Below are 25,325 nucleotides of genomic sequence, written 5' to 3' on the forward strand. Positions count from 1 at the left end.
AGCAAAATTTTTATCTAAAAACACGTAATACTACGGTCGATGTACGAACCTTCACGACGGGCGTTTGTTAAGACGGGTGCCGCGCTACTCGGCGGGGCGACGACCGGAACCACGGTTACCGCGGGGCGAGCGCGTAATCGGTTCATAGTCGATTCGGCACGAGTACGACCGAAAGGTGACGTGGAAATCGTGCATCGACTCGACCGAGTCGGCCTGTCGGTCGTCCGCGGGACGGAACGCGACGTCCGAAAGCTCGGGGCGAAGTACGCGGCGGACCTCACCTACTCGCTCGACCACCCCGTCGAGCCCGAGTCGGTCGGTGGAAACGTTGGTGCGAAAGACGAACCCCTGTACGATCTCCAGTGGGACAAACGCGACCAGCGGATTCCGGCCGTTCACGAAATCACCCGCGGGGAGGGAACGCGCGTCGCGATCATCGATACCGGCGTCGCAGCGGGGCACCCGGATCTTCAGCACGCGGTGAACGTCGAGCTATCCCGGAACTTCACCGACGACTCCTTCGGTGCAGCGGGACCGTACGGGGGCTATCACGGTACGCACGTGGCGGGAATCGTCGCTGCGAACGACCGAAACGAGACCGGCGTCGCGGGAAGCGCTCCCGGCACCGAACTCGTCGATTGTCGGGTGTTCTCGACGACGGCACCGCAGGAGACGCTCGCGGCGTTCTTCGGGGACGTTCTCGCCGCTATCGTCTACAGCGCGGAAATCGGGGCCGACGCGGCGAATCTCAGCCTCGGTGCGTACCTTCCTCGGCAGGGGCTCGGTTCGTTCTACGGGAAGTTGCTCAATCGCACGACGACGTACGCGAATCGTCGTGGAACGGTCTTGGTTCACGCCGCCGGGAACGCGAGCACCGACCTCCAGCACGACAAAAACTACGTCGATTCGAGCGAAAGCGCACAGGGCGTCGGTGTGAGTGCGACCGGCCCGGTCGGGTTCGAGTGGGGCGATTCGGGCCTCGAAGAGCCGTTCCACAGCCCCGCGTTCTACACTAACTACGGGACGAACGCGATCGACCTGGCCGCCCCCGGCGGTGACGTCGACGAGGAACTCTTGGAACTCCCCGCGGAGGAACGCCCCGACGGATGGTACCGCGATCTCGTGTTGAACTGTATCGCGGTTCCGTCCTTCAGCGAGTCCGGCGAGTATCTCGGCGTCACCTACGGCTACGATTGGCTCGCCGGCACGTCGATGGCGGCCCCGCAGGTCACCGCCGCGGCGGCGCTGGTCAAGAGCGTCAATCCCGAGTACACCCCAAATCAAGTCGCGTCGGCGCTGAAGCGCGCCGCCGCCGTGCCCGACGGCTACGAGAAAACCTACTACGGCTCGGGGTATCTCGACCCGCTTTCGGCGGTCAAAGGGTAAACCGCCGTTCTCCTAGCTTCGTCGAAGCGCCGTCGGTCAGCTAGTACCGAGTGGTGTGCAGCCGGCGAGTAGTTCTTCGCGTCTATCCCTCGTCAGCGAGTCGAATCGCACGAACGACGATGTAGAGCAGCACGATGCCGGAGCCAACCGCGAGGACGAACTGCGCCGCTATCGTGAGGAGCACGCCGAGCACCGAGTGCCCACCGATCAGAAACACGAAGGAGAACGGAACGAGTGCGATCCCGACGAACAGCCCGATGAGTTTGGCGAGCGGAATCGCTTCCGCGAGAATCCGACTCGTGTCCAGCGTTCCCGTTGCCGGATCGACGAAGGGAGTGGAGGGCGGCATCTCCCCGTATCTTTCGACACGCATCGTATAAATATACTGGTAAAATTTCCGCGGATCGAGTTCTACTGGCCGCGCGTCCTGACTGCGGTTCCCGAAACGTTGACCCACAGCATGCCTTCCGCCAATTCCTCGTAGTCGAATCCGGCACCGATGACGGCGTCGGCGCCGAGTTCTTCCGCCGCCGCTCGGATGTCGTCGATGGCTTCCGTGCGACCGGACTCGATTTTCTTCTCGTACGACCCGCTCCGACCGCCGACGACGTCTCGGATTCCCGCGGCGATGTCGCTCACGACGTTCGCGCCGATGACCGCTTCCCCCGAGACGACGCCGAGGTACTCCGTCACCTCTCTATCCTCGAGACTGTCCGTCGTCGTGATGGTGATCTCCGCCATACTGAGTACGTTTGCGGCCGGAGTAGACATACCTTCGGGAGTGAACGTCGGAAACGGCCCGCCGAGACGGCGACGTCCGTCGCTCGGTTCTCGACGCGTCGCTCGGTTCGCGACCGCGTTTTCCCGTTCGATTCTCCTGAGGCCACTCTCTCGGTGACACCGTCTAGTTTAGCACCTCCTCGACCGGCGTTCGTCCCGAAGTTCGGTGGAATCACCAGCTGAATGGCGACGTCGACGTTGTCGTGTCCGGCAGAAGAATACGGGCACAACGCGCGCCCGCCGTTCTCTCCGACTAGCGGAGTGGTCTGAATGCCGCCCGAACCTCGGACGCGAACAGCTCCGGCACTTCCCAAGCCGCAAAGTGCCCGCCTTCGTCGAGTTCGTTGTAGTAGATCAGGTCGTGATACGCCTGCTCCGTCCAACTCCGCGGGGCTGGATGGATCTCGTCAGGAAAGATGCTCACGGCGGCCGGGATGGAGACGTCGACAGCCTCATAGAAGCGGACGTCTCCTTCGTGGAGAGCTTCCCAATAGAGACGAGCCGACGAAACCCCCGTGTTCGTCAGCCAGTAGAGCGTGATGTTGTCGAGGATGTCGTCTCGGGTGATGTCGCCGAACGGTTGCCCGTCGAAGAGGCCCGCGATTCGCTCGTAACTACGGATGTCGTGGTCGATCATCCACGCCGCCAGGTCGACGGGAGAATCCGCCAGTCCGTATAGCGTCTGTGGATGCGTTCCCATCTCGATCGCATAGCCGATGTCCTTCGTAAAGAACTCGTTCAGCCGCTCGTACGCGCGGCTTTCGTCGTCCGAGAGATCGGACGGTGCCGGATCGCCGCGCACAAGCGCCTTTGACACTTCGGGTGGAACGGTAGACGGCATGTTGGAGTGAATGCCGAGCAGTTCCGGAGGTTCCTGTTGGCCCATCACGTCGCAGATGACCGCACCCCAATCGCCGCCCTGCGCCACAAACTGCTCGTATCCCAGGCGCTTCATCAGCTCAACCCAGGCACGTCCGATGCGGGCGAGGTCCCAGCCGGTCTCGGTCGGCTTGCCCGAAAACCCGTAGCCCGGCATAGACGGAATCACCAGGTGGAACGCGTCCGATGCGTCGCCGCCGTGTGCCGTGGGATCGGTAAGTGGATCGATGATCTTCAGCTGCTCGATGATCGTGCCGGGCCATCCGTGCGTGATGATGAGCGGCAACGCGTCTTCGTGCTCTGAACGAACGTGAATGAAATGGATGTCCAGCCCGTCGATCTCGGTCGTGAACTGCGGTAGGTCGTTCAGTTTCTCCTCGCACTCGCGCCAATCGTGCTCCGTCTCCCAATAGCGCGCGAGTTCTTGGATCGTAGCGAGTTGGACGCCTTGCGAGTGATCCGTGACCGTTTCCTCGTCGGGCCACCGCGTGGCGGCGATGCGCCGGCGGAGGTCGTCGAGTTCCTCTTCGGGAACGTCGATGCTGAAGGATTCGACTTCGGTTACAGTGGACATGGTTCTTATTCCTTGGATTGGTGGAAACGGCGGCAGAAGGAATGGATCGTGTCGGCTTTGGCCGAACGCTGAGTTTTCCCACCCGCCGCCGCGTTTCCGTGCCCTTCTCGTCTGAGGGGAGGCGACGCGTGACCGGGTCGACGCTACCGCGGACCGGAAGGGTGGTCCTCGGCGCTTGGTAACGTAATTGACCGATTTCGTGCGATACTATCAGCTTTTCTCGATCGGGCTTACCCCTCCCCTGGGGGTGAAAATGACATACGTGGTATTAAAGTGGTCTGAGGTTTATATTTCAACTAGATTTCGATATATGGGTGGTAATTGTCACTTTTTAGCCGGGTGATTCTATTGGCGTTTGACGGTCTCGTGTCTGATACGGGCGATGCTGATCGTAACAGCGTTCGAACCGCTGGCAGCTCGCCGACCGCCATTCGAACTCGTAGAGAAGCGGGCGGTGAGTGAATGACGCCGCAAGGTCGGTTCCGCGACGACGTACCCGTCTCGACCCGAGTTCGATAACTGGCGAATTCCAACATCGTCGGGGAAATACAGCCTATTACATGTGCCCTCTCCGAGATGAGTTCGACGAGCGTCGGACATATTTCAATGAAATTCGAAAATATACATATCACCGTTGTCGGTATATAGAGAACATGTCTAGCAGTGACCCTCCAACGAACTCGCTCGGACAACCGATCTGCGGCCGCACCGACCGCACGTCCGACGACCCGTGCCAATGCGTCGTCCCGTTTCCCGGTCGAGCGTGTCCGCACCATCGGCCGCGAAGTAACTGATCGACACCGCTTCCGCGGACGGACCGCGGCCTCCGGTCTCGTTTCGAAGCGACCGTCGTAGTAACTCAAACTGGTATTTCACTCTACGCTACCTATTTGCCCCTCCTCGACACTGTGACGGGTGTATGGCACAAAAACGACTTATCGCTCCGCTCGCGGTCGCCGCGTTGCTCGTGACGGCCGGATGCCTCGGTGGCGTCACCGGACTCGGCGACGGGAATCCGACCGCGGGGGAACCGAGCGACGACGGGAACACGAACGAGACGCCTTCGAAAATCAGCGTGAGCGCGACGGGCGAAGCGACCGCCGAACCGGATCGTGCGGTCCTGTCCGTTAGCGTCGAAGCGACCGCCGCCGACCCGGAGACCGCTCGAAGGGCGGTCGCCCGAAACGCCACCTCCATGCGAGAAGCGCTCGCCGGCATCGGTCTCGGAGACGAGCAAGTGACGACCCGCCACTACGCGGTTCGGGAGGCGTACGAGCCGAAACGCGACGAAGCGACGAAGACGACCTATCGCGCGATTCACGCCTTCGAAGTCGAAATCGAGAACGTCGACCGGGTCGGAACGGTGATCGAGACGGCGACGAGCAACGGTGCGACCGGCGTCGGAGGAGTTCAGTTCACCCTCTCGGAGGCGACTCGCTCGGAACTCCGCGAGAAGGCGCTCACGAACGCGATGAACAACGCTCGGGACGACGCCGAGATACTCGCCGCCAACGCGAATCTCACCGTCTCCGACGCGGATGCCGTGACCATCGATACCGGGACCGTCCGGCCGTATCGAACCGAAGCGAACGTGGCCGCGAACGGCGGTGGAACGGACTTCGAGTTCGGGCCGGTGTCGGTCACGGCGCGAGTGCAGGTGACGTACAACGCGACGCGCTGACCGAGTACGCTCTTTTCGATTCCGAACGCCCTCGGCTAGCAGCGAGACGGAGCGGTGTCGGACCCACTCACCGGTCGTGGCCGATTTCCCGGACGGGCTATCGCGGCTCCTCCGAAGGCTCCGTCGGCGTCTCCGTTACTGTCGACGCTGTCCGTCGGCTCGGGAGGGTTTCGACCGTAGCGAACCGCGTCAATCGACGCCGCGAAACCATCAATGACCTCGGCCACCAACGGCTAGGCGGGATGGACGATATCGAGAACGTACGTTCGATTCCGGTCGACGACGTAGCTCTCGAGGGGGAACTCGTCGTTCCCGACGGGGCGACCGGTCTGGTCGTCTTCGCACACGGGAGCGGCAGCAGTCGGCACAGCCCGCGCAATAATTTCGTGGCCGAAACGCTACGGGAGCGGGGACTCGGAACGCTCCTCTTCGATCTGCTCACCGAACGGGAGGACCAAAAGCGCGAAAACCGGTTCGACATTCCGCTGTTGACCGACCGACTCGTCGCCGTCACTCGGTGGCTCCGAGAGCGGGCGGACACGGCCGATCTCGCGATCGGCTACTTCGGATCCAGTACCGGCGCGGCGGCAGCACTCCGGGGGGCGGCACGCCGCCGGGCGGACACCGGTGCCGTGGTCTCGCGCGGCGGCCGAGCGGATATGGCGACGGAGGTGCTCGACGAGGTGGCCGCGCCGACGCTCTTCATCGTCGGTGGGGAAGACGAGCAAATTCTCGAACGCAACGAAGAGGCCTACGAACGGCTGGATTGCGAAAAGGAACTGCACGTGGTCGGGGGTGCGGGCCACCTCTTCGAAGGCCCCGGGGAACTCGAAGAAGTCGCCGACCGCGCCGGTCGTTGGTTCACCACCCATCTCGCGTGACCGTCGCCGCTTCGCGAGCGCGCGTCGTTCGAAGGGGAGAAATCACCTTCACCGGACGAAGGACGACAGCCACAAAGGCGTGGAACCGGTACGTTCGTCGGGGAAAAGCATGTTCGAGAATCGCACGGAGGCTGGCGAACGCCTCGGCGCACGATTGGCGGAGACGGACGTCGACGCCGACCTCGTGCTCGGAATTCCGCGAGGAGCGCTGCCGGTCGCGCGGCCAGTCGCTGACGCGCTCGACGTGCCGCTCGATATCGTCGTGGCCTCGAAGATCGGTGCCCCGACGAATCCGGAGCTGGCGATCGGTTCCGTCGCCAGCGACGGAAGCCTCTGGCTCAACGACGACCTCGTCGAACGATTGGGGATCGACGACGACTACGTCGAGGAACGACGCGACCTCGAAGCGGAAGCTGCACGCCAAAAGGCCGACCAGTACCGCGAAGACGGGAGACTGCCCGAGTTGAGCGGCAAACGAGTCGTGGTCGTCGACGACGGCGTGGCGACCGGCGCGACCGCCATGGCCTGCCTTCGTCAGGTTCGAGAAGCCGACGCTTCCCGCGTCGTACTCGCGATACCGGTCGGATCGCCGGATTCGGTTCGGCAACTCGAATCGGAGGCCGACGAGGTCGTCGCTCTGCGGACGCCGCAGGATTTCCGTGCGGTCGGTCAGTACTACCGAGATTTCGGCCAGGTGAGCGACGCGGAGGCGATGACCTACCTCGAGGGCGGAGAACCGCCGCGAGAGTAGTACCGACCGCCGGAGATACCGCCACACGTCGACCCCGCGACGCGAGCAGTAGTCGCGTCGTCGGCGAATCCGACCGTTCCTTCGGGCCACCGTTGCGGCGGGTTGGCCAGAGTGCCTATTGGTTCTCCCGTCGAGAGTACGACGACCCATGCCCGTAGGAGACCTTGCAGTCGAAGCACAAACGGCACGGAAAGACGCGACCGTTACCGACCTCGCGCAGCGGATGGGCGACGAAGGAATTGGCGATTTCGTTATCGTCGAGGACGAGACCCCCGTCGGCATCGTCACGGATCGCGACATCGCGCTCGCGGTCGGACAACACGATGACATCTCGGCGATGACGGCGGCCGATCTGATGGCCGAGGATCTCGCCACGATTCGGGCGGACGCCGAGGCGGTCGAGCTCCCGAAGAAGATGGCCGAGCACAGAGTACGACGGATTCCCGTCGTCGACGAGGACGGGAAGTTACAAGGCGTCGTCACGCTCGACGACGTGGTAGCGACGGTCGGGGAAGAACTGGACGCCATCGCGGCGGTCATCGAAGCCCAGTCCCCGGAGTACTCGCCAACGGAATAGCCTCGTCGGTCTCCGTATCGATGCCCGTCGAAACGCTCGGAGAAATCCGTACTCCATCGCGTGCCGCGGTTCTCCCCCGTCGGTCAGAGGTCTCGAACGGCGCGTTCTCCCTCGTGGATGGCTTCCTTGATCGTTCGAGCAGCGACCGCATCCCCGACGACACGGACCTCCGGAACGACGTCCGAGAGCGCTTTTTCGAGGCCGTGCTCGGCGCGGTGGAAGCCGGCAAGGACGATACTATCGAGGTTCGAGAGTTCGACGGCTCGCCCGCGTTTGCGGAGCGTGACGGTCGGCCAGTCGACGCGCTCCACGGTCGCGAACGTGTGCATCTCGATCGGGTTGTCCATCGCGAAGACGTCGCGGTGGAGTTTCGCCTTCGTCGGGCCGGTGAGGTCACCGCCGGGGTCGCCACCCGGTTGCGCGAACTGCACCGTCCGCCCCTCTTCCGCAAGGAACTTGGCGGTGCCGACTCCCTTCCAATGGTGCTCCCCGTCGTCTATCACGAGGACGTGGTCACCCGGATCCGTGTATCCGGTTTCGGTCGCGACGGATTGGGCGAGCACTTGCGTACTCGTCAACACGCCGGCCTCCGCCCATCCGGACACGTCCGCCTCGCGAATGCCGAGGCCGTGATAGCCGCGGGGAAACGACGGTTGCGAGGAACCGGTGGCGAGGATCACGACGTCCGGGGATTCGCGTTCGACGTACTCGGTCGTCACTTCGACCCCGGTTCTGACGTCGACGTCTTCACGGTCGAGCGCTTCGCGGAGCCACAGGACGGGTTTCTCGAACTCCGCTTTCTTCGGTATCTCCTTGGCGAATCGCACCTGCCCGCCGAGGGTTTCGTCCCGTTCGCAGAGGGTAACCCGATGGCCGGCGCGGGCCGCCACTTCCGCGGCCTTCATTCCGGCAGGGCCGCCACCGACTACGAGGACGTCCTTGGGTTCGGCGGTCTCCACGAGCGTTCCAACGCCGAGGTCGGTTTCGAACCCCGTCGCCGGGTTCAGCACGCATCGACAGGCGGCACCCTCGTAGATGCGCTGAATACAGCCCTGATTGCACCCCATACACTCGATGAGTTCGTCGAGACGGCCCTCCTGTGCTTTCCGCGCGATATGGGGGTCGGCGATGTGTCCTCGCGTCATCGAGACGACGTCTGCAGCACCCTCCTGTAAGATCCGATCCGCCTCGCGCGGATCGGTGATACGTCCCGTCGTGGCGACGGTAACGTCCGGATTCTCCGCTTTGACGGCGGCGCGAACGCGCTTGGCGAGCGGGGCGAGCAGGGCGCGCTCGCGCTGCATGTCCGGAACGATGTAATCCTGCTTTTCGTACGTCCCCGCCTTCACGACGAGGTAATCGACCTGCCCCGTCGCCGCCAGCAGACGGGCGACCTCTTCGTATTCCTCGACGCCCATGCCGTGGGGAGCATCGTCGGTAGCGTTGACCTGCAGTCCGACGACGAACCCCTCACCGACCTCGTCGCGAACCGCGTCCAGCGTCTCGTAGACGATGCGGAGGCGGTTCTCGAGCGACCCGCCGTACTCGTCCGTTCGCTCGTTCGAGTACGGGGAGAGAAACTGCGAGAGCAGGTAGCCGCCGTACCCGGAGTGAATCTCGACGCCGTCGAACCCGCTCCGCCGGATGACGCCGGCGGTGGTCGCGTACCCTTCGACCACCTCACGGATCTCCTCGCGGCTCATCTGGCGCGGCATCTCGCGGTTCACCGGCCCGGGAACGTCTGAGGACGATAATACGGGGCGCTCGCTAACGAGGCTGGTCATCTGGCGGCCGTAGTGGAGGTTCTGGCAGACGATCTTCGCGCCCGTCTCGTGGACGGCGTTAGTCAACCGCCGGAGTTGGGGGACGAGGTCGTCGTCCCAGCCGCGGATGGCGCTGCCGGACACCGAGCTCGGGTGATTGGCGAGATACGCCATGACGATGAGTCCGATCCCGCCCTCGCCGCGTTCGACGTAGTAGTCGACGAGGGTGTCGGTGATTTCGGTATCCCGGGCGTAGTTCGTTGTGTGCCCGGTCATCATCAGGCGATTGCGTAGTTCGACGTTCCCGATGCTCGTCGGTTCGAACAGGTGCTCGTACCGGTAGTCGTTCGGATCGTCGTCGTGCAGGATTGCGAAATCGGTTGTGTCGTTCGTCATCGAATGTATGGGTGAATGGGAGTGGATTACTCGTCGATCAGTTCCTCACCGCCGTCGGCGGCGACGCTCTGGGGAAGGCGACCGCCCTTCAGCCGTCCGGTATCGAGGACCGCCTTTACTTCGGGTTTCAGATCCTCGTAGGTGGCGGTCGACGTGACCAGCGAGACGACGACGAACACCGCGACACCGGCGATCTGGGCGACTTGACCGCCGAGGAAGCCCAGCGGAATGGAGAAGTCGATGTACTGACCACCGTATGCGAGCAGCAGCGTCAACGCCAGGCCGACGCCGCCGCCCCAGAGAATCCCCTCGGTGGTCGCGCCCTTCCAGTTGTACGCGAGAGCGACGCCAGGGAAGATGACCGTTGCGAAGATGGCCCACCCGGCGGCACCGAGAACGAAGATGAGTCCGGGGAACGTCGCCGCGATCACGCCCGCGATGACGAGGATTGCTGCGGTCGCGATCCGTCCGTAGCGCACCTCCTGTTGATCGGTCATCCGGGTCTCCCGGTACTCCTTCATGAAGTCGTGCGTGATGGCCGAGGCACCGACGTTGAGGAACGCATTGCTCGTGGACATGATCGCGGCGACGATGCCCGTGAGGACGAACGCCGTCACCACGTCGGGTGCGAAGTTGATGAGCGCGAGCGGCAGTACCAGATCCGGGTTCTCGAAGCTCTGGATGTCGCCGCGCGCGACGGCCGCTCGGACGTACGGCCCGGCCCACCAGAACAGCGTCGTCATGAGATACGCCGCCCCGGAGATGAACGCGCCCCACTTCAGGAGGGACACGCGCCGTATCATGTAGAACTTCGTGATGGCGTGGGGTTGCCCGGCGTGGGTGAGGTTGATGATGAGGATGGACAGTAACAACCCGATGGGTGCCAGTCCGTCCTGCCCGAGCAACGTGAACTGGAAGTACTGTGGGAAGTCGGTCCGGACGGTGTTAATCATCGCTCCGACGCCGCCGGGATTGGACGTCACGATGAAAAAGAACGTCAATACGCCGGACACCGCCATGATCGCACCCTGAATCGCATCGGACCAGATCGCCGCGAGGATACCGCCGACGACCGTGTAGATCCCGACGATGAGGAGGCCGATGATCAGGCCGGTGATGAAGTCGACCGGGAAGATGACGGCCATGATGATTCCTAAGGCCGCGTATTGGGCTGCGAGGTACCCCATCGACCCGAGGAAGACGGCGATGGTGCCGAGTAACCGAACGCGCTCGTCTTCGAATCGATGGTACATCGCGTCGGGCACCGTAATCGCGTTGACCGTGGCACCGAGGACGCGCATCTTCCGGCCGACCAGCCAATAGGAGATGACGAACGAGAAGATGATGACCGTGGTCGCCCACATCATGAACTCGGTGCCGATGGCGTAGACGGTGCCGGAGAGGCCAACGATCCCCCAACCGCTCTGCGTCGACGCAAAGATGGATAGGGCGATGACGAAAATCCCGGCGCTTCGCCCGGCGACGTAGTAATCCTCCTCGCTCTCCATGTGGCGACTCGCAACGAAACCGATGCCGAGCATCAAGAGCGAGAAGAGGACGAAGAAAATTATCGCCGTGGTCGAACTGTACTGAACGCCGAGATTTTCTCCCCACGACTGCAGGATGATCCACTCCACGGGTCAGTCCTCCATCAAGGTGGGTTCAGGCTCACGTTCGCGTCGGCGCTGTCGCAGGCTCGTTCCTTCGATACCTTTGACGTCCTCGATCTTCGCTGCGAGCGTCAGTGCTCCGACGAGGAAGATGGTGACGCCAAGGATGAAGAACTCGATAACGGGCGATGGAAAGCCCAAGAGCCACAATACAGGAAGCATCTTACGACACCCTCTTCGATTGCCGGCGCCCGTTCGTCGATTGCCACCGTCGTTCCGTGGTGTGGGTACCCATGACGGTCGAAACCATTGCGCGAATAATATTTAAACCTTGATCGCATTTTGAGGTAATCTCGTCCCGCGTGCGGATCAGTCGTCGTTCGACTGTAGCGAATGACGTTCTTCGCGCGGGAATTGAGAGGACTAACAGAGAACGGGAGAGGCGGTGAGTGAGGTTTCGTATGGGATTCATAAGCGTGAGAAAATAAACGAAAGAGGGCGATGCCAACTACTGATCGGGAGAGGATACGTCATCTCGTCGCTCAATGTATTCTGGCGGAACGGAGTCGACAGTGAAGGTAGTGCGACCACGCTTATCGATCTCAAAGCCGTCCTGTACCATCGTTCCAGAATCGATTACGAGAACCACAGGGTCACTGACGTGACGCATACCGACAGTACGGGCCTCCTGTGGTGTTTTCGAAAGATGAACTTGCTGGCGACTCATCGGTTTGAGCCCTTCTTCAGCGATACTGTCCAGGTTCCGAGGGGCCGTCCCGTGATAGAGCTGGTTTGGGATGGTCGTTTCCGTCGGTTCGAGGTTGACGTCCACCGAATGGCCGTACACAGCCCGAATCTGTTCGTCCTGACGCTCAAACCGACCTTTCGGGTCAGTAGCGATCACCGCCGCGACGTGCTCGGACTTAGCCCATGAATAGTTGTCCGTGACCGCGTCAACAAACGCGTCGTAATTGGTCCATCCTTTCTCGTCGAGCGTGAGCCCCACGTCGGTCGGGAAATGACGTAGCACACCACTCATGAACTTCGAGAGGCGTATACGCTGATTCTCGTCGAGAATCTGCCGTCCCGCATCACCACAGACAGAGCACGCTTCGCCCATAAAAAATCCGTGGTCACCACAGACTCGCACCATGTACGAGCAACTCGTCGGGTGCGACTACTGTCTTGCGCCTGGAACTACTGTAAACGATGTCGAACGGTTCCTAACGAGGATTGTTTGTGGTTAGTAGCTCGTACTAACCACGGTCCCCTCGCTGTCTGAAATAGGAGCGATGGAAATAACTCACGCAGAAAGCAGCAGTCCGGGGAAGTCTTCCTCGTATCTATTCAAGCCCTGTGTCCGGCTCTTCCTCGTGGCAGTTGGACTGATGACACGTAATAGGTGGTGAGGCACGAACATCGTCGTTACTGCGGAAGCGAGATTCACGAACGGGATCCGATACGCATCGGTGACCTCGTTGGGATGGCACCCGCGATGATCCTCGCTGCTGGTTCGATCCGCTGCGCGACGGCGGGACGGCATGTGCAGGGTAACTCATCGGCGAGGGGTTGCCGTTTGGTATCGGAATTCCGAGGCCATGATTTCACGAATTCCTGACCTAACGTAGCGTCGACCGGGTGTAGGAGGCGATTGCTGAGGTGGGGCGTGATCTCCCTCTGTGGTTGGTAGGAGCGGAGTGGAAGATACGGAGGGTGCATTCAGCAGAGCGGTATCTAAAGTGAGATAGATCTCGGCAGATCCGGAATCAACGGTAAGTTCATCACCTATTGCGCCCTATATTCGTGTATGGGACGATACGTCGACGGATTCGTTATCCCGATCCCAAACGATAAGCTCGAAGCGTACCGCGAAATAGCCGACGAGGCCGGCGAGCTTTGGATCAAACACGGCGCTCTCGAGTACTTCGAGGGGGTTGGAGACGACATGGAGCCCGACATGGGGGACATGCAGGTACGGACCTTCCCACAGCTCGCCGAAGTCGGGGACGACGAAACGGTCGCCTTCTCATTTATCGTGTTCGAGTCGCACGAGCATCGCGACGAGGTAAACGCGAAGGTGATGGAAGATCCGGCGATGGACTCGGACAATTTCGACGAGGAGATGCCTTTCGATTCGGAGCGCATGGCCTACGGCGGCTTCCGCTCCATCGTCAGTCAGGAAAAGCGAAGAGAGGACTAATCGAGGGATAGACCGCCCCGTGCCTCGATAGTAATACTGGTGCGGCTACCGTTACCAGAGATTCGCTTCTACTGGCCTTGCGGAGTACGCGACCTGTATCTATAGAAAGCGTTGCGGTGAACGTAATGCGGGCAGGTACAGGCCTCAGGTCGTCGGTCACGTCGTCGATGGAGACGGTGTACTGGTAGTCTGCGAGCGTCTCGTGACTTTCGTTGGTGACTTCGACGAGCCCGGGGGCTTCGACGTCGAAGGCGAATTGCTCCCACTGTGCGCGTTTCTGTGCCGTCTCGGCAGCGTCACGGGCTGCGGATGGGTTTGTACTCACGGTCTTTCGAGTGCCATTTTGGAAAACCGGTGTCGGGTGCTTGCACACCGGCGCGTTTCCACACGCTCGAAGGCATCGTCATTTCTGACAACTACTTAAAACAACTTTTCAGAGAATCGGCGGGCCGAGAAAACTCGCCTGAACGCGATCGCGGTGCCGTCGCTCGAAAGCACTTTGAGCAGAAACTCTTCACTAAAGCATTTTGATATCTCGAGCAACTTCAGACAAATTGTTGCCAAATTGGTGCCCACGGTTTTCGAACTCGTGGATGACCGCCTGAGGGAGTTGTTCAGCATACAGTACGAGATGTTCGAACGGCACCACCTTGTCATCCCGGCTATGGTAAAAGAACGCTGGCAGTTCTTTGGGGAGTTTCGATGCGAATTCTTTTTGCAGCACGTCCTCGTCGACGTTCCAACCTTCAGAACCAAAGTAAGGTGGCGCGATCAGGAATAACCCAGTAACGGCCTTTTCCATTTTTTCTTCGGAGAGGTATTTCAACAGGATCGAACCGCCTACAGAGTGCCCGACGAGTCTCACCTCGCTATCCGGCGCGGCGAGTTCTTTTGCTACCCGACTTTTCCACGCTTCGGGATCATCCGTATTTGGCATCTTCGGATACCGCACGTTGTACCCCGCCCCCAGTGCTTCCCGGAGGCTTGCCGCCAGTTTCCTATCTTCCTCGTACGCTCCCTCACCGGCACCGTGGATGAACAGCACTTGGTTTTTCACGGTCACTTCTCGTCTTGTAGCACGGCGGCGATCGCTTCTAGCTCTGCCTTTCGGAAGGGATGGGTAGCCTGTTCCGGAGTATCGTCGTCAAGTTCGCCGATTTTCCAGAGGATACCGGCCCGCATCTGGGGTTTGGAGGGCAAATTGTGTGTGTCGATATCGTAACTTACGGTCGTACAGATCGCAGCAAGGGCTTCTTTGGTGAAAGCCGTCGATTCGATGCGTTCGTATCTCCCGACTGCCTGACGGATTTCGTTTCGGAGTTCGTCGACGGTTTGTGTCATAGAGCTACTGGTAGTAGGGTCCGTTGTGTATATTCTACTTTCTTCTACGACGAGTGATCACGGATTTCCCACCGTATGCGCCGTATTCCGCTCCACCACTCCATCAACGACTGAACGGGAAGCAAACCGAGCAGTAAGTAGAAACGATTTGTGGAGAAAGCGAATGATGATATGACTTACGAGATGCGGATGATCACTGGACGATGGTTCTTGCCGGATGGCCTCAGTCCCTTGCACCAACTCGGTGTCATCGACTTTCCACCGACGTAACGTTATCCAAGTCGATCAAGATCTACCACGGCCATTATTTATAACATAGGTAATGGCACTCAGCGAAATCGAGCGGATTTTGCCACGAAACGAAATGGCATGACAATCGGCCACTGTGACAGAACAGACGCCTGCTCCGATGGCGACAACGGAGTATCCACGTGCTATCGTATTCATGGAGCAATCGAGCAACACCGGATTGCCAGCGACGCACTCGCTGAGGCACTGACGGGAGCGGTAAACGAAGAAGCAGCGGCAGGCCTCACTGACCTTCTGAACTGAAAATCTCACTCTATAACCCGAATCGACCAGCGAAGTACTGCTCGGCGTGGAATCCCGTCACAGCCGCCGCTTGTTGTCCTCGTCGTACGCTCGAAGGTTCTGCTCTGCGAGTTCGACCGTTCGTTCGATGCGCTTTCGCTTCGTCTCGTCCGTCTTGGCCTCCTCGAATAGCGCGATGAATGCGTACTGATCCGTATTTGAGTAGCGCTGAAAGTTCTCCCACGCGGTTTCGTTCTTCAGCAGTGCCGCCTCAAGTACAGCTGGAATCTCGTGCTCGTCGGCCAACCGGTACGCCGCGTCCCACTCGCCCGATTCCCTGGCCGCCTCGACGAGTTCCATTCCGGCCGGGGTCATCTTGCCCGCCTCGATCATCGCCTCGACGCGCTCCTTGTTCGCCTTCGACCACTTGCTGTCGGGCTTCCGGGGCGTGAACCGACGCTCGTACGTCTCGTCGTCGATGCCCTTGATCAGGCCGTCGATCCACCCGAAGCAGAGGGCCTCCTCGACCGATTCACCGTATTCGATGCCCGACCGCTCGGCGTCGGCTTTGCAGTACCCGATCCACAGCTCCTAAGCCGTGTCGTGGTGCTCCTCCAGCCAGTCGCGGAACTCGTCGCGAGAGTCAAAGAATATCGGATCCATGGTTCGGGAAAGGTGTCTCACGTCTATAACCCTTCTCCGGACGCGAGTGCCGAAACGGATGCGGATAAGTGAGAATGCCCGAATACAGCGGTTGCTGCAGTGGGATCAAGATCGGTACGTAACCGATCGAAATCTCCGCTTAGATAACGGCAAATGAAACGAAACGACGTTGGTGTATCGACGCAAGGATCACATCGAACGGACGAATTATCGGCAGTGTTCGATGTTCATGACGAATGGCGATTCCAGCCTGCTGCGAGAGGCCCGACATCGATTTTCAGCGAGATAATCGTACTCGCTGTGATCGACTGACGCAATCAACTATTGCCTGAATAATGTTGGTCGCTCGCAGGTGTCGTCTGCATTCGATATGGAGGCGGTGGATAGTAGCATCACCCTTGACGATCACTTCCACTAGCCTGTCAAGGAGGGTTTATGCGAGTGCATGTGCATTGGTCACATATGGCAGTAAAACTCGAACAGCTACCGGGTGTTGGGCCAACGACAGCCGACAAACTCCTCAAAGCTGGATTCGACTCCTACGAGGCCCTAGCCGTTGCGAGTCCCGGCGAGCTCACCAACACTGCTGACGTCGGTGAGAGCACCGCCACTGCCATCATTCAGGCGGCACGGGAGGCCGCCAACATTGGCAACTTCGAAACTGGCGTCGCGGTTCGACGACAACGGGACCAGATTGGGAAGCTCAGCTTACTGATCGACGAGATCGATGACCTGCTGGGTGGCGGTATCGAAACGCAATCGATCACTGAATTCTATGGCGCGTTCAGCTCCGGCAAGTCTCAGGTCACTCATCAACTGTGCGTCAACGTGCAACTTCCTGAGAACGACGGCGGCTTCCACGGCCGAGCGATCTTCATCGATACCGAAGATACGTTCCGCCCCGACCGTATCGACGACATCGTCCGAGGGTTGCCGGACGACGTTATCACGGCCACGATGATTGACCGTGGTATTGAGGGGGATGCCGCCGATGAAGCGGCGCTCGATGAGTTGGTTGCTCACGTGCTGGATCGGATTCACGTTGCAAAGGGCTTCAATTCGGCTCACCAGATTCTCCTCGCCGAAAAGGCTCGGGAGGTCGCCGGCGAGTACGCCGATACCGAGTGGCCCGTTCGATTGGTCTGTGTGGATTCGCTGACCGCGCATTTCCGAGCCGAGTATATTGGGCGAGGGAAACTCGCCGAACGGCAACAGATGCTCAACAAACACCTCCACGACCTGTTGCGACTCGCGAATCTGCATAACGCGGCAATCGTAGTGACGAACCAGGTCTCCTCCAACCCTGACTCGTTCTTTGGCGACCCCACCCAGCCCATCGGCGGGCACATCCTCGGACACAGCAGCACGGTTCGCATCTACCTCCGGAAATCGAAAGGGAACAAACGTATTGTCCGGCTCGTCGATGCGCCGAACCTCCCCGACGGTGAGGCCGTGATACGTATTAAGGAATCGGGATTGAAGCCCGAATAGTTCCTCGAGATGGAATAGAAGGAGGGACGACGATTTCGACACAAGGTCCCCACTCCGAGAGGAAGACGACTGTCCCATCATCCCTGCCGAAACAGAATGAGGACTGGAATCGATACCGAAACTCGAAACGAGTGCAACATCGAATATGGAATACAAGGAGCCAGAGAGGGTCTGTTCCATCAATCTTTGAACTCACTTCCGACGACTCAATCGGAATCCCAACGCGGTCACCCAGTTCGTGCTCGTAGGTCTGATACACCTACACGAACGCGTCCGAAACCCGGAATCAACACGATCAGACCATCGTAACCCGAACCTCAGTGTCGCTGCCTATCGCCGCTATTCTCGGTAGTCTCGTGGTCGTGATGAGTACCTTCGGCGTGGCCGTCCGGCAGGCGGTCTGCGTGGGCGTGGGGGTCCCCCTCGACGAACTCGTGGCCGTCTCGGTCTCCGTTTTCGAACGCCGCGACGCGGGCCGCGAGATCGCCGTAGTCGAGAATCTCCCGCTCGACCAACGACCGTTCGAGCGCGGTTAGCCATTGGCGGTAGTAGACCGCCTCCGGCGCGCCGTCCTCCCGGTCGGCGTTCACTTCCTCGACGAGACTGGTCTGGAACTCCTGCCACGTAAGGGTCTCATCGGCATGTTCGTCGGTAAGGGCAACCGCGAGGGCGAACGCACGGGCCTGCCACGGGGCGTCGAACGTCGGTGCGCCGTCTCCGGGTTCGGGTGTGGAATCAGTCATACGAGCCGCTCCACCCCTAACATGGCGTTGCGCGTCACGAGGTCCCGGAGTTCGGTCTCGCTCAGTCGATCGGTTTCGGGTGGGCGCTGGGGTAACACCATATACCGAATCTCGGAGTTACTGTCCCACACTTCCAACTCGACATCGTCGGGAATTTCGGTGTCGAACTCCTCGCGGAGCAGCGACCGGGGTTCGTCGACGGCTCGCGAGCGGTAAGCCGGCGTTTTGTACCAGGTCGGCGGGAGTCCGAGAACCGCCCACGGATAGCACGAACAGAGCGTACACACCACGAGATTGTGCGTCTTGGGTGTGTTCTCGACGACTCGCAGTTCCATCACCTCGTCGCTGACCTCCACGTCGAGTCGAGCTACTGCCTCGATTCCGTTCTCGAGGAGGCGCTCTTTGAACTCGGGGTCGGTCCAAGCCCGTGCGACTACTTTCGCGCCGATCAACGGGCCGACTTCCTCCTCATAAGCGGAAATCACGTCGTCTACGGCATCGGCGCTCAACAACCCTTTCTCGGTCAGCAGTGATTGGAGTGCCCTGGCTCGGGCCTCGGGATCGTGGTCACGAAGGTCGTTCGTCTCGGTGATGGAATCGGATGTGTCGGTCATGGTTCCGTAAGGTAACTTTCCCAGAGTTCGATGTGGACGGCGTCGGCATCGGTGTGGTCGGCACCCCAGATGTCGGCGGCGTCGAATTTGACGTTGTAGAGTGGTTCCGCGCGGTCCTCGCCGTGGGCACTCGCGTCCGGCAGGACGTGAGTGCCCCGGTGGGCCTGAATCGTGCCCCGAACGCCGCGAACGTACCTCGGACACCGGGTGTGGCCCTTAGGATGGTTATTGCGGACTTCGACTTCGTCACCGGGTTCGAACACAGGGTCTTCCGGTTCGCGTCCCGATTGGTAGACCTCAGCGACTCCTTCAGCGAGCTCGTCTAGCGACGGGCCGGGTTCGTCGGAGATCTCGGCCTCCCCACGCTCGAACGCTGCTGTTCGGTCTGCGAGTTCGTCACGGTCGACGACGCCGGCGTCGAGGAGGAGCGACTCGATGCCTGTGAGCCAGCGCTCGTAATACGGCTTCTCCAGATAAAATTCGGGGTTGTGCTGTTCGAGCGCGTAGCGGAACTCGTCCAGATTGAACGCACCACTGGCGATACCGGCGACGAACAGCGCGTAGACGCGTCCCTCCCAGTCTTGGTGAAACGGCGACGCATCGTCGGGTTCGTCCGGTGGGAGGTCGTCGAACCCGTCCATCCCACCGAGGTCGTGGATGCCGTCCATAACCTCTCCTCGATGTCGGCGGGGAAAACCCTTATCCAATCGGTAACAGGCACCATTCACGCCGATACCCCATCGCGACTATTGTTCCTCCGTTTCGTCACTTACTAACTCATCCACCGACGGTTCACTCGGAATTCCAATGCGCTCGCCCAGCTCGTGCTCGAAAACCTGACCGGGGCACCACTCTCGCCGTTTTACAGCTATCTCGACCTCGCGGCCTCAAGACGCTCCCCGCGCGGATGGCGTATACCAATTCGGCGATTTGAACCGTTCGCCGTACTACGAGGTGTCGAGCGCGTCGGTCCAACGGGCGAACGTTCTGTGTGACCACTCGGTGGGTTGCGGATTCAGTCGGAATGAAGCGGCGGTCTGTGCATTATCGGTTCGAAGATAAACTGCTCCGATAGCGATGATGTAGAGGTATAACCTCTACCATCGATAGATGCCGTATGCCTCGAGCTCGGGTGAAAGCCAAACCCCCTGACGATGTAATCGCGGAATATTCGATGCAGCATCCAGACGAGGAGTTTTGGATACTCTCTGGCCATCCAACAGAAGATGGCTTGACTCTCTTGGTAGCAGCAGAAACAGCGAACATTGCAGCTTTTGTCCAATACTTCGCTGATACGCCGAAGGTGATCTCGTACGAAGTACTCGATGTTGAACACCAAGGTGGATTAATCGAATTTACTGTGCCCGAGCCCGAGCTTCACCAGGCGACGCTGTCTTCGGGAAATCTACCAACGTATCCACTCGTCGTTCGCGATGGATGGGCGATTAGCGAAATGATCACCTCGCATAACCGCCTTTCCGAACTCAAACAGGCCTTCGAGAAGCATGACCTCCCGTTTGATATCACCTCACTCACTCAATCGTTCGACCCGACCACCCTGCTAACAGACAAACAACGGGAATTCGTCGTTGCGGCGATCACACAGGGCTATTACGAACAACCTCGCCGCTGCTCACTCACCGAACTTGCGGAATCGATGGACGTCAGCAAATCCACAGCGAGTCGGATACTACACCGTGCCGAAGGAAAGATAATCACCCAGTTCATCGGCGACCCTGTAACGTAGCGAACCCGAGACAGCACTAACAAGGTCTCGTCTGTGATCTGCAGATCTTCGGGCAGTGATGGACGACCACAGAATCCGATGATTCACGCATTAGGGGCGAACATGTAGTACTGGGTGAAACATGTTCGCCGTTGTTCCCATCCCAGTATGCTGTGAACTGAGTACCGCTCATGACGACGTATTTCGCGACGATGGAAAGCTGTGCGATTAAGATCTCTGAACGGAACGGACGATGGCAAATTGAGCGCCATCTTGAAGATACGTTACCGCTGTGCATCGTCTCTAAACCTAAGGACCCTCTCACGGTCTATGTGGGTACGCTCGACGATGGTCTCTTTCGGAGCACAGACGGTGGAGCGTCTTGGGAAGCAGTCGGCGGAGAGATCGATTCGAGTCGCATTACCGCACTTGCAATAGATCGAGATGGTCGTATCTGGGTAGGAACAGAGCCAAGCAGTATCTATCGGTCCGATGACGATGGTGAAACATGGACGGAAAAGTCTGGTATCTCGGAGTTGCCATCAGCCGCAGAATGGAGCTACCCACCACGACCAGAAACGCACAACGTTCGATGGATCGAACCAGATCCAACTGACTCAGATCGAGCGTCTATTTGTATCGAACAAGGCGCACTGGTGCAGACCACGGATGGTGGAGAGACGTGGATCGATCGAGTGCCAGAGGCACCACGAGACGTCCATCAACTCCGGATGCATTCAGCGGCACCTGGTCGGTTGTATGCCGCAACCGGAGACGGGGCTGAGCGACCTGGGAAGGGCTATGCTGAAAGCCACGATCACGGTGAGACGTGGAACTATCCGAACGAAGGGATGGAAAAGCAGTATTTAACGAGCGTTGCGGTGGATGTTAAAGATCCTGACTGGGTGATCGCGTCCGCGTCAACAACCCCGAAGCACATCGATGATTTCGATGCGCTCTCATCGGCAGTCTACCGCCGTAGGACGGACGGTTCATGGGAAAAGTGTATGTTGGGGATGCCAGATGAAGTTGGTCTTACTCCTCCGACGGTGGTCGCGAGCGAGCAGGTGTCCGGTCGATTTACCGCGATCGCTAATCAGGGTCTTTTCAGAACAGATGATTACGGCAATTCGTGGGAAGAGATTGCGGTAAAATGGCCTGACGAATTTACAGAGCAGCATCCTCGGGCATGCACTGTCATCGAGTAACTTCAGTACCACGTGGGTGACGATGGATTCATTCTTTACAGCAGCTCTGTCGGGATTTCTCGGAGTCGGAGGATGTACTCTTCTGTTCATCCGAGGAACCGATTTTCGCGAGGGATGAGGTAGAGTGGGAGACAGAGGTTGCTCTCTGAACTGGCGCTCGTCGACTGGACCCAGTTACAGAACGATAGTCTTACTGACCGATTCAATGTAGATGCACCGGACGGCTTCTCCAACGCGAAGATTCTACGATGGTTCGCCTCGATGCACGATGCTGGGTCAGCACCGCTTGCGTTTTCCCGTCTGGAAATACCCTACGACTGACGAATCCTCAAGTAGAGCCTCTCTTACGGTTCATTAGCACACTACATGGTCAGCGCCATTCAAGACCGGAAGGATCCGACGGAGGTGAAAGCGGACTCGTTGGGAGACCAGCCGTCGGTTCTGGATAGTTGTACGCTCGTGGCGCTATATCATTCGGTGAGGAAGGGTAGAACAACGATGCTATCGCATGAATGTGTTGGCGTCCAACGCCGAGCTCGGTTTGTCCTCCCCCATACATTTTGACATCGTGGTTGAGACAATACTCAATCGTCTCAAAAAGGCGTTTGAGCGTCCCAAAGCGCGACGGCTTGATATTGAGCCAGTCGGGTTCGAAGGGTAGTTCTTTAATGCTACTGATGTCCGTTATCGGCGCATCCCAAGTAATTCGATGGTCAATCCCGTCGAATAATGACTGCGTCTCATCGGTCAACACCGGATCTTCGATGAGTGCATCTGGAAACTGATTAACGAGGTGACGATAGAGCGTTGGATCCGCTGGTTGGTCGACCATTGTACCTCGATACTGGCCTTTGAAATCCAGGATTCGGACTGCGTCGGTCGCTGCAAGCTCCTCAATTAAAGCACGCGACCAATCAGAAGTTGCATCGAGTTTGAATTCCAGATCGGGATTTAATTCGAGCCAGGTCGCTATCCGGTCGAATGTCGGGGGGTCACCTAGCCGGTTGCTCACGACGAATCGAACAGGGTTGTAATCACGGTTGAAGACAGTAGCGAGATTCAATTCAGCCTGTTTGAGCGCGAGATCGAGGGCGGCACTCTCGAATGCCCACCGACGATAGGTTCGAGAGGCTTTTCGCTCGGGGGGTCGATCAGGAAAGAGATCTAATCCATCGAGTGTAGCCGAAAACGAGTCTATCGTATACTCACCTGCGAGAGGGAGCGAAGTTGTTGACTCAATGAGTGCACGATGATCTACTTCGTCATATGTCACGTCTTCTCCCCATCCTCTATATTCGTTTCCGGAAAGGGAAATTTGGGTACAGGGGCGAGTGAAAGCGGAGGAGGATGGTTTTTCGTCCTGTACATCGAGTATGACACTTGCACGGGCAAAATCGCCGGTGCTATTTTGCTCTTTGTAGTGGAGATCGTAACTCTCGATGGTGAATTCTAAATCCCTGATCCGGTCATACAACCCCATAGATAGAAACTCGCCCTCAGAGTACGAATACGATTGGGCCAATACATACAGATGTCATGTAAATTCCGACACGGATCGAGCGCACACCGCGAGCGAGTTTCCAGAATATCAGATCCAATACATCGATCCCTATACGCACGCCGGTGAAATTCGGGGATACCTCCGATTCGATACGTGGGGCGTCGCTGTCGAGGGAGGACGAATTTTAACCGATGATAGGATCGAGCTGATACTTGGCTCATCAATCAACGATCGAGTACGGTTTGCTCGTGAGCGGGGCCCGTTCTTAACTAGGCGGTTGTTTCGAGACCTCCCAATCGATCGCTTCGATCGGCCGATCTGGCAACTAATCGACGATGATGTCCGCCGGTGGGTTCACGCTCAATAAGAAACTGTAGTTGGAGTTTCGGGTGCGCTTTCGATCGCTTCACCTACACTCGCGATGAGCGTTCGCCGGTCGATGCGATCCGAGAGTGAGATGGTCGTAACCCCACTTACGAGCCAGTTTTCTCACATGCTCAATAACCTCTGTACCGTGGCCTTGACTTCGGTAGCCTTCACAGCGGGATTTACGATGCGAAGATACTGTAAGTATTGACGAGATGAGGGGTGGCCATCGCGGAGCGTGAGAATAACGAACTAAGAGAGGAATTCCAGGACGAATTACTCCGTCCGATAGCAATCACGCTCGAAGCACAGGAAGACAACAGCGACTAATCAGGTGAATAGAGTACTTTTCGTTTCGCTACCTACTCTCGATTATTGCGAACCACTCTGTCGTATATCTCGTTTTTGGGAGGACCCACCGTTGCTCAGGACCGCTTTCACTCACACGAAGCTCGATCACTGCGTCGAACGCTGATTCGATTTCATTTACCGAGAGCGAGTCCCGCTCCTGTGGAAGCGTGTAATAGCCGAGTCCCTCAATACCGCGGATAGCACGACAGATAGGGGCTAAAAACGTCCCAATGTCTGTCGATGCTGCTTTCATCACCGGCTGAAGCGTATCGACGTAGAGCTGAACATCAACCGACCGATCATCCTTTATGTACTCTTCCTGTATTGCTATCGACTGAACGAGTGCATTTCGAAGATCGGTCAGAGTTCCACTGATTGGAGTGATCTGGGCTTTTTCTTGTGGATTGCCTGTTGCCGCAGTCGTTGATCGTACTGCTGTTTGATAATCAAAGATTTCGACGTTGCCCGATAGTGGCTGGGCTGGTGTTGTTTGGCGTTGTAGCGCAGTCGGAGAGCGATCGAGTAAAGCAAGTATATCGTGGCGGGTCGAATCGGAGTCTTTCATGAGATAAGCCCGTTCAGCGTCGAAAATCTCACTAGGAACATCTCCAACGATCAAAATGTTCCCACCCTTCTCCTTGAGTTGTGAAAGTTCAGAACGGATTGTAATCACGCCGTTTCCTGATACTGTAACGAAGTACCCCTCAAATCCGAACGAAACATAGCCATTGATCCGTGGTGTGCCGTCGGCCAATGGCTGAAAGAGCTCGTTGAGCGCATCCGGATTGATCCGGTCAGCGAGTCGTTCCGTCACCTCTTGAGAATCGATCCCGATAGCGTGAGTAACTGCGAGAACGACCTCTGTTCCGAGATCATCGGTTGGTGCATACTCATATGTGATTGCATCCGTTGAGCCGAACGGAGCGGCAGCGAATTCTGTAGCCAACGGAAGATCTGCGTCGAGCTCTGGGACGAGCGGTTCGTTGGTGATGTAGATGTCACCCGGTTGTTGAATTCGGATCACGTGATCATGCCACGAGAAGATGACTTCCGTTGAAAAGCGGTGAGCGGAATCAAGAGTGAATATTTCGCTGAGAGCTTCGGGGTTGATCACGTTGTAGAGCGGATCAAGCGTGCGGGGATCGGTATCCAAAACAGTTCCCATGGCTTCACAAAGCCGAATACTGATGGTATCGGTGGTATCTTCAGTCGGACTGAAATGTTGGCAATGTTTTGGCTGGAAGATTTCGCGAATCGTGTGCTGCTCGTCGATTAGGGTCATGGAGGTTCTATCGCGTTGGTCAATTGAAAA

General features: G+C 58.6%; 26 protein-coding genes. 10 read left to right on the plus strand and 16 right to left on the minus strand.

All coding sequences use genetic code 11. The annotated features are described in order from the left end of the window. Positions 1 to 39: 39 nt before the first annotated feature. Positions 40 to 1,386: a S8 family peptidase gene (locus tag LIX00_RS19005; protein ID WP_227356582.1), complete on the plus strand. Its 1,347-nt coding sequence runs from the start codon at positions 40 to 42 to the stop codon at positions 1,384 to 1,386. An 82-nt stretch (positions 1,387 to 1,468) separates the two neighbouring features. Here the strand turns inward: LIX00_RS19005 and LIX00_RS19010 are convergent, their stop codons facing one another. The 3 genes from LIX00_RS19010 to LIX00_RS19020 form a co-directional block, all read right to left on the minus strand. Next, positions 1,469 to 1,735, minus strand: a complete 267-nt coding sequence (locus LIX00_RS19010) for a hypothetical protein (protein WP_227356583.1) — start codon at positions 1,733 to 1,735, stop codon at positions 1,469 to 1,471. A 62-nt stretch (positions 1,736 to 1,797) separates the two neighbouring features. Beyond that, on the minus strand, positions 1,798 to 2,127 hold the full coding sequence (locus tag LIX00_RS19015; protein WP_227356584.1) for a YbjQ family protein: 330 nt from the start codon (positions 2,125 to 2,127) through the stop codon (positions 1,798 to 1,800). A 292-nt stretch (positions 2,128 to 2,419) separates the two neighbouring features. Next, positions 2,420 to 3,619, minus strand: a complete 1,200-nt coding sequence (locus LIX00_RS19020) for an epoxide hydrolase family protein (protein ID WP_227356585.1) — start codon at positions 3,617 to 3,619, stop codon at positions 2,420 to 2,422. Positions 3,620 to 4,538: 919 nt separating this feature from the next. Here LIX00_RS19020 and LIX00_RS19025 point away from each other — a divergent pair. The 4 genes from LIX00_RS19025 (at position 4,539) to LIX00_RS19040 (ending at position 7,509) form a co-directional block, all read left to right on the plus strand. After that, on the plus strand, positions 4,539 to 5,300 hold the full coding sequence (locus LIX00_RS19025; RefSeq protein WP_227356586.1) for an SIMPL domain-containing protein: 762 nt from the start codon (positions 4,539 to 4,541) through the stop codon (positions 5,298 to 5,300). 242 nt (positions 5,301 to 5,542) lie between these two features. Continuing rightward, the gene (locus tag LIX00_RS19030) at positions 5,543 to 6,181 is read left to right on the plus strand and encodes a dienelactone hydrolase family protein (RefSeq protein ID WP_227356587.1); all 639 of its coding nucleotides are present in this window, start codon (positions 5,543 to 5,545) and stop codon (positions 6,179 to 6,181) included. 109 nt (positions 6,182 to 6,290) lie between these two features. Then, positions 6,291 to 6,932: a phosphoribosyltransferase gene (locus tag LIX00_RS19035; RefSeq protein WP_227356588.1), complete on the plus strand. Its 642-nt coding sequence runs from the start codon at positions 6,291 to 6,293 to the stop codon at positions 6,930 to 6,932. Positions 6,933 to 7,080: 148 nt separating this feature from the next. Then, positions 7,081 to 7,509, plus strand: a complete 429-nt coding sequence (locus LIX00_RS19040) for a CBS domain-containing protein (RefSeq protein ID WP_227356589.1) — start codon at positions 7,081 to 7,083, stop codon at positions 7,507 to 7,509. Between the two features lie 83 nt (positions 7,510 to 7,592). Here LIX00_RS19040 and LIX00_RS19045 read toward each other — a convergent pair whose 3' ends face one another. The 4 genes from LIX00_RS19045 to LIX00_RS19060 all read right to left on the minus strand — a co-directional run bounded on the left by LIX00_RS19045 (position 7,593) and on the right by LIX00_RS19060 (position 12,431). Further along, the gene (locus LIX00_RS19045; RefSeq protein WP_227356590.1) at positions 7,593 to 9,668 is read right to left on the minus strand and encodes an oxidoreductase; all 2,076 of its coding nucleotides are present in this window, start codon (positions 9,666 to 9,668) and stop codon (positions 7,593 to 7,595) included. Positions 9,669 to 9,694: 26 nt separating this feature from the next. After that, on the minus strand, positions 9,695 to 11,305 hold the full coding sequence (locus LIX00_RS19050) for a sodium:solute symporter family transporter (RefSeq protein WP_227356591.1): 1,611 nt from the start codon (positions 11,303 to 11,305) through the stop codon (positions 9,695 to 9,697). A gap of 3 nt (positions 11,306 to 11,308) precedes the next feature. Then, positions 11,309 to 11,500 carry a hypothetical protein gene (locus LIX00_RS19055; RefSeq protein WP_227356592.1) on the minus strand — a complete coding sequence of 64 codons (192 nt, stop codon included), beginning with the start codon at positions 11,498 to 11,500 and terminating at the stop codon, positions 11,309 to 11,311. Positions 11,501 to 11,786: 286 nt separating this feature from the next. Further along, complete coding sequence (locus tag LIX00_RS19060; RefSeq protein WP_227356593.1) at positions 11,787 to 12,431, minus strand: RNA 2'-phosphotransferase; 645 nt, start codon at positions 12,429 to 12,431, stop codon at positions 11,787 to 11,789. A 654-nt stretch (positions 12,432 to 13,085) separates the two neighbouring features. On the opposite strand from LIX00_RS19060, the gene LIX00_RS19065 reads away from it, so the two are divergent. Next, positions 13,086 to 13,478 carry a DUF1428 domain-containing protein gene (locus LIX00_RS19065; RefSeq protein ID WP_227356594.1) on the plus strand — a complete coding sequence of 131 codons (393 nt, stop codon included), beginning with the start codon at positions 13,086 to 13,088 and terminating at the stop codon, positions 13,476 to 13,478. Here the strand turns inward: LIX00_RS19065 and LIX00_RS19070 are convergent. The 4 genes from LIX00_RS19070 to LIX00_RS26545 all read right to left on the minus strand — a co-directional run bounded on the left by LIX00_RS19070 (position 13,450) and on the right by LIX00_RS26545 (position 15,938). Beyond that, positions 13,450 to 13,803, minus strand: a complete 354-nt coding sequence (locus tag LIX00_RS19070) for a hypothetical protein (RefSeq protein ID WP_227356595.1) — start codon at positions 13,801 to 13,803, stop codon at positions 13,450 to 13,452. The genes LIX00_RS19065 and LIX00_RS19070 overlap by 29 nt on opposite strands. A 192-nt stretch (positions 13,804 to 13,995) precedes the next feature. Then, positions 13,996 to 14,535: an alpha/beta fold hydrolase gene (locus LIX00_RS19075; RefSeq protein ID WP_227356596.1), complete on the minus strand. Its 540-nt coding sequence runs from the start codon at positions 14,533 to 14,535 to the stop codon at positions 13,996 to 13,998. 2 nt (positions 14,536 to 14,537) lie between these two features. After that, a complete protein-coding gene (locus tag LIX00_RS19080; protein ID WP_227356597.1) occupies positions 14,538 to 14,819 on the minus strand; it encodes a hypothetical protein in 282 nt (93 codons plus the stop codon). 609 nt (positions 14,820 to 15,428) lie between these two features. Next, positions 15,429 to 15,938 (minus strand): YdeI/OmpD-associated family protein, encoded by a 510-nt coding sequence (locus tag LIX00_RS26545; protein ID WP_497007353.1) that lies wholly within the window; start codon positions 15,936 to 15,938, stop codon positions 15,429 to 15,431. A 537-nt stretch (positions 15,939 to 16,475) separates the two neighbouring features. Here LIX00_RS26545 and radA point away from each other — a divergent pair. Then, the gene (gene radA / locus LIX00_RS19090) at positions 16,476 to 17,504 is read left to right on the plus strand and encodes a DNA repair and recombination protein RadA (RefSeq protein WP_227356599.1); all 1,029 of its coding nucleotides are present in this window, start codon (positions 16,476 to 16,478) and stop codon (positions 17,502 to 17,504) included. A gap of 317 nt (positions 17,505 to 17,821) precedes the next feature. On the opposite strand, the gene LIX00_RS19095 is transcribed toward radA, so the two are convergent. The 3 genes from LIX00_RS19095 to nthB are packed head-to-tail and all read right to left on the minus strand — an operon-like array spanning position 17,822 to position 19,529. Continuing rightward, entirely contained in the window at positions 17,822 to 18,247 is a 426-nt protein-coding gene (locus LIX00_RS19095; RefSeq protein WP_227356600.1) for a nitrile hydratase accessory protein, read from the minus strand. Further along, positions 18,244 to 18,861 carry a nitrile hydratase subunit alpha gene (gene nthA / locus LIX00_RS19100; protein WP_227356601.1) on the minus strand — a complete coding sequence of 206 codons (618 nt, stop codon included), beginning with the start codon at positions 18,859 to 18,861 and terminating at the stop codon, positions 18,244 to 18,246. Before nthA ends, LIX00_RS19095 begins: the two co-directional genes overlap by 4 nt. Then, positions 18,858 to 19,529: a nitrile hydratase subunit beta gene (gene nthB / locus LIX00_RS19105; protein ID WP_227356602.1), complete on the minus strand. Its 672-nt coding sequence runs from the start codon at positions 19,527 to 19,529 to the stop codon at positions 18,858 to 18,860. The genes nthA and nthB overlap by 4 nt, the downstream gene beginning before the upstream one ends. Before the next feature lie 464 nt (positions 19,530 to 19,993). Between nthB and LIX00_RS19110 the strand changes: the two genes are divergently transcribed. Next, positions 19,994 to 20,608, plus strand: coding sequence for a helix-turn-helix domain-containing protein (locus LIX00_RS19110; RefSeq protein WP_227356603.1), 615 nt, complete (start codon positions 19,994 to 19,996; stop codon positions 20,606 to 20,608). A 170-nt stretch (positions 20,609 to 20,778) separates the two neighbouring features. After that, entirely contained in the window at positions 20,779 to 21,795 is a 1,017-nt protein-coding gene (locus tag LIX00_RS19115; protein WP_227356604.1) for a WD40/YVTN/BNR-like repeat-containing protein, read from the plus strand. A 370-nt stretch (positions 21,796 to 22,165) separates the two neighbouring features. Here LIX00_RS19115 and LIX00_RS19120 read toward each other — a convergent pair whose 3' ends face one another. Next, a complete protein-coding gene (locus LIX00_RS19120; RefSeq protein WP_227356605.1) occupies positions 22,166 to 23,275 on the minus strand; it encodes an enolase-like domain-containing protein in 1,110 nt (369 codons plus the stop codon). Between LIX00_RS19120 and LIX00_RS26365 the strand changes: the two genes are divergently transcribed. Next, on the plus strand, positions 23,235 to 23,663 hold the full coding sequence (locus LIX00_RS26365; RefSeq protein WP_438267107.1) for a DUF7532 family protein: 429 nt from the start codon (positions 23,235 to 23,237) through the stop codon (positions 23,661 to 23,663). The two genes, LIX00_RS19120 and LIX00_RS26365, sit on opposite strands and share 41 nt — an antisense overlap. A 357-nt stretch (positions 23,664 to 24,020) precedes the next feature. Here the strand turns inward: LIX00_RS26365 and LIX00_RS19130 are convergent, their stop codons facing one another. After that, positions 24,021 to 25,295 (minus strand): DUF7504 family protein, encoded by a 1,275-nt coding sequence (locus tag LIX00_RS19130; RefSeq protein ID WP_227356606.1) that lies wholly within the window; start codon positions 25,293 to 25,295, stop codon positions 24,021 to 24,023. Positions 25,296 to 25,325 lie beyond the last annotated feature (30 nt).

Source organism: Haladaptatus salinisoli (assembly GCF_020614375.1).
Taxonomy (GTDB): Archaea; Halobacteriota; Halobacteria; order Halobacteriales; family Haladaptataceae; genus Haladaptatus; species Haladaptatus salinisoli.

Excerpts from the sequence above, each read along its gene's own strand:
- LIX00_RS19045 (WP_227356590.1), bottom strand. The coding sequence starts at position 9,668 with ATGACGAACGACACAACCGATTTCGCAATCCTGCACGACGACGATCCG.
- LIX00_RS19055 (WP_227356592.1), bottom strand. The coding sequence starts at position 11,500 with ATGCTTCCTGTATTGTGGCTCTTGGGCTTTCCATCGCCCGTTATCGAG.
- nthA (WP_227356601.1), bottom strand. The coding sequence starts at position 18,861 with ATGACCGACACATCCGATTCCATCACCGAGACGAACGACCTTCGTGAC.
- LIX00_RS19015 (WP_227356584.1), bottom strand. The coding sequence starts at position 2,127 with ATGGCGGAGATCACCATCACGACGACGGACAGTCTCGAGGATAGAGAG.
- nthB (WP_227356602.1), bottom strand. The coding sequence starts at position 19,529 with ATGGACGGCATCCACGACCTCGGTGGGATGGACGGGTTCGACGACCTC.
- LIX00_RS26365 (WP_438267107.1), top strand. The coding sequence starts at position 23,235 with ATGGTGAATTCTAAATCCCTGATCCGGTCATACAACCCCATAGATAGA.
- LIX00_RS19130 (WP_227356606.1), bottom strand. The coding sequence starts at position 25,295 with ATGACCCTAATCGACGAGCAGCACACGATTCGCGAAATCTTCCAGCCA.
- LIX00_RS19025 (WP_227356586.1), top strand. The coding sequence starts at position 4,539 with ATGGCACAAAAACGACTTATCGCTCCGCTCGCGGTCGCCGCGTTGCTC.
- LIX00_RS19115 (WP_227356604.1), top strand. The coding sequence starts at position 20,779 with ATGACGACGTATTTCGCGACGATGGAAAGCTGTGCGATTAAGATCTCT.
- LIX00_RS19020 (WP_227356585.1), bottom strand. The coding sequence starts at position 3,619 with ATGTCCACTGTAACCGAAGTCGAATCCTTCAGCATCGACGTTCCCGAA.
- LIX00_RS19120 (WP_227356605.1), bottom strand. The coding sequence starts at position 23,275 with ATGGGGTTGTATGACCGGATCAGGGATTTAGAATTCACCATCGAGAGT.
- LIX00_RS19030 (WP_227356587.1), top strand. The coding sequence starts at position 5,543 with ATGGACGATATCGAGAACGTACGTTCGATTCCGGTCGACGACGTAGCT.
- LIX00_RS19080 (WP_227356597.1), bottom strand. The coding sequence starts at position 14,819 with ATGACACAAACCGTCGACGAACTCCGAAACGAAATCCGTCAGGCAGTC.
- LIX00_RS19095 (WP_227356600.1), bottom strand. The coding sequence starts at position 18,247 with ATGACTGATTCCACACCCGAACCCGGAGACGGCGCACCGACGTTCGAC.
- LIX00_RS19065 (WP_227356594.1), top strand. The coding sequence starts at position 13,086 with ATGGGACGATACGTCGACGGATTCGTTATCCCGATCCCAAACGATAAG.
- LIX00_RS19005 (WP_227356582.1), top strand. The coding sequence starts at position 40 with ATGTACGAACCTTCACGACGGGCGTTTGTTAAGACGGGTGCCGCGCTA.
- radA (WP_227356599.1), top strand. The coding sequence starts at position 16,476 with ATGGCAGTAAAACTCGAACAGCTACCGGGTGTTGGGCCAACGACAGCC.
- LIX00_RS19060 (WP_227356593.1), bottom strand. The coding sequence starts at position 12,431 with ATGGTGCGAGTCTGTGGTGACCACGGATTTTTTATGGGCGAAGCGTGC.
- LIX00_RS19035 (WP_227356588.1), top strand. The coding sequence starts at position 6,291 with ATGTTCGAGAATCGCACGGAGGCTGGCGAACGCCTCGGCGCACGATTG.
- LIX00_RS19010 (WP_227356583.1), bottom strand. The coding sequence starts at position 1,735 with ATGCCGCCCTCCACTCCCTTCGTCGATCCGGCAACGGGAACGCTGGAC.
- LIX00_RS19040 (WP_227356589.1), top strand. The coding sequence starts at position 7,081 with ATGCCCGTAGGAGACCTTGCAGTCGAAGCACAAACGGCACGGAAAGAC.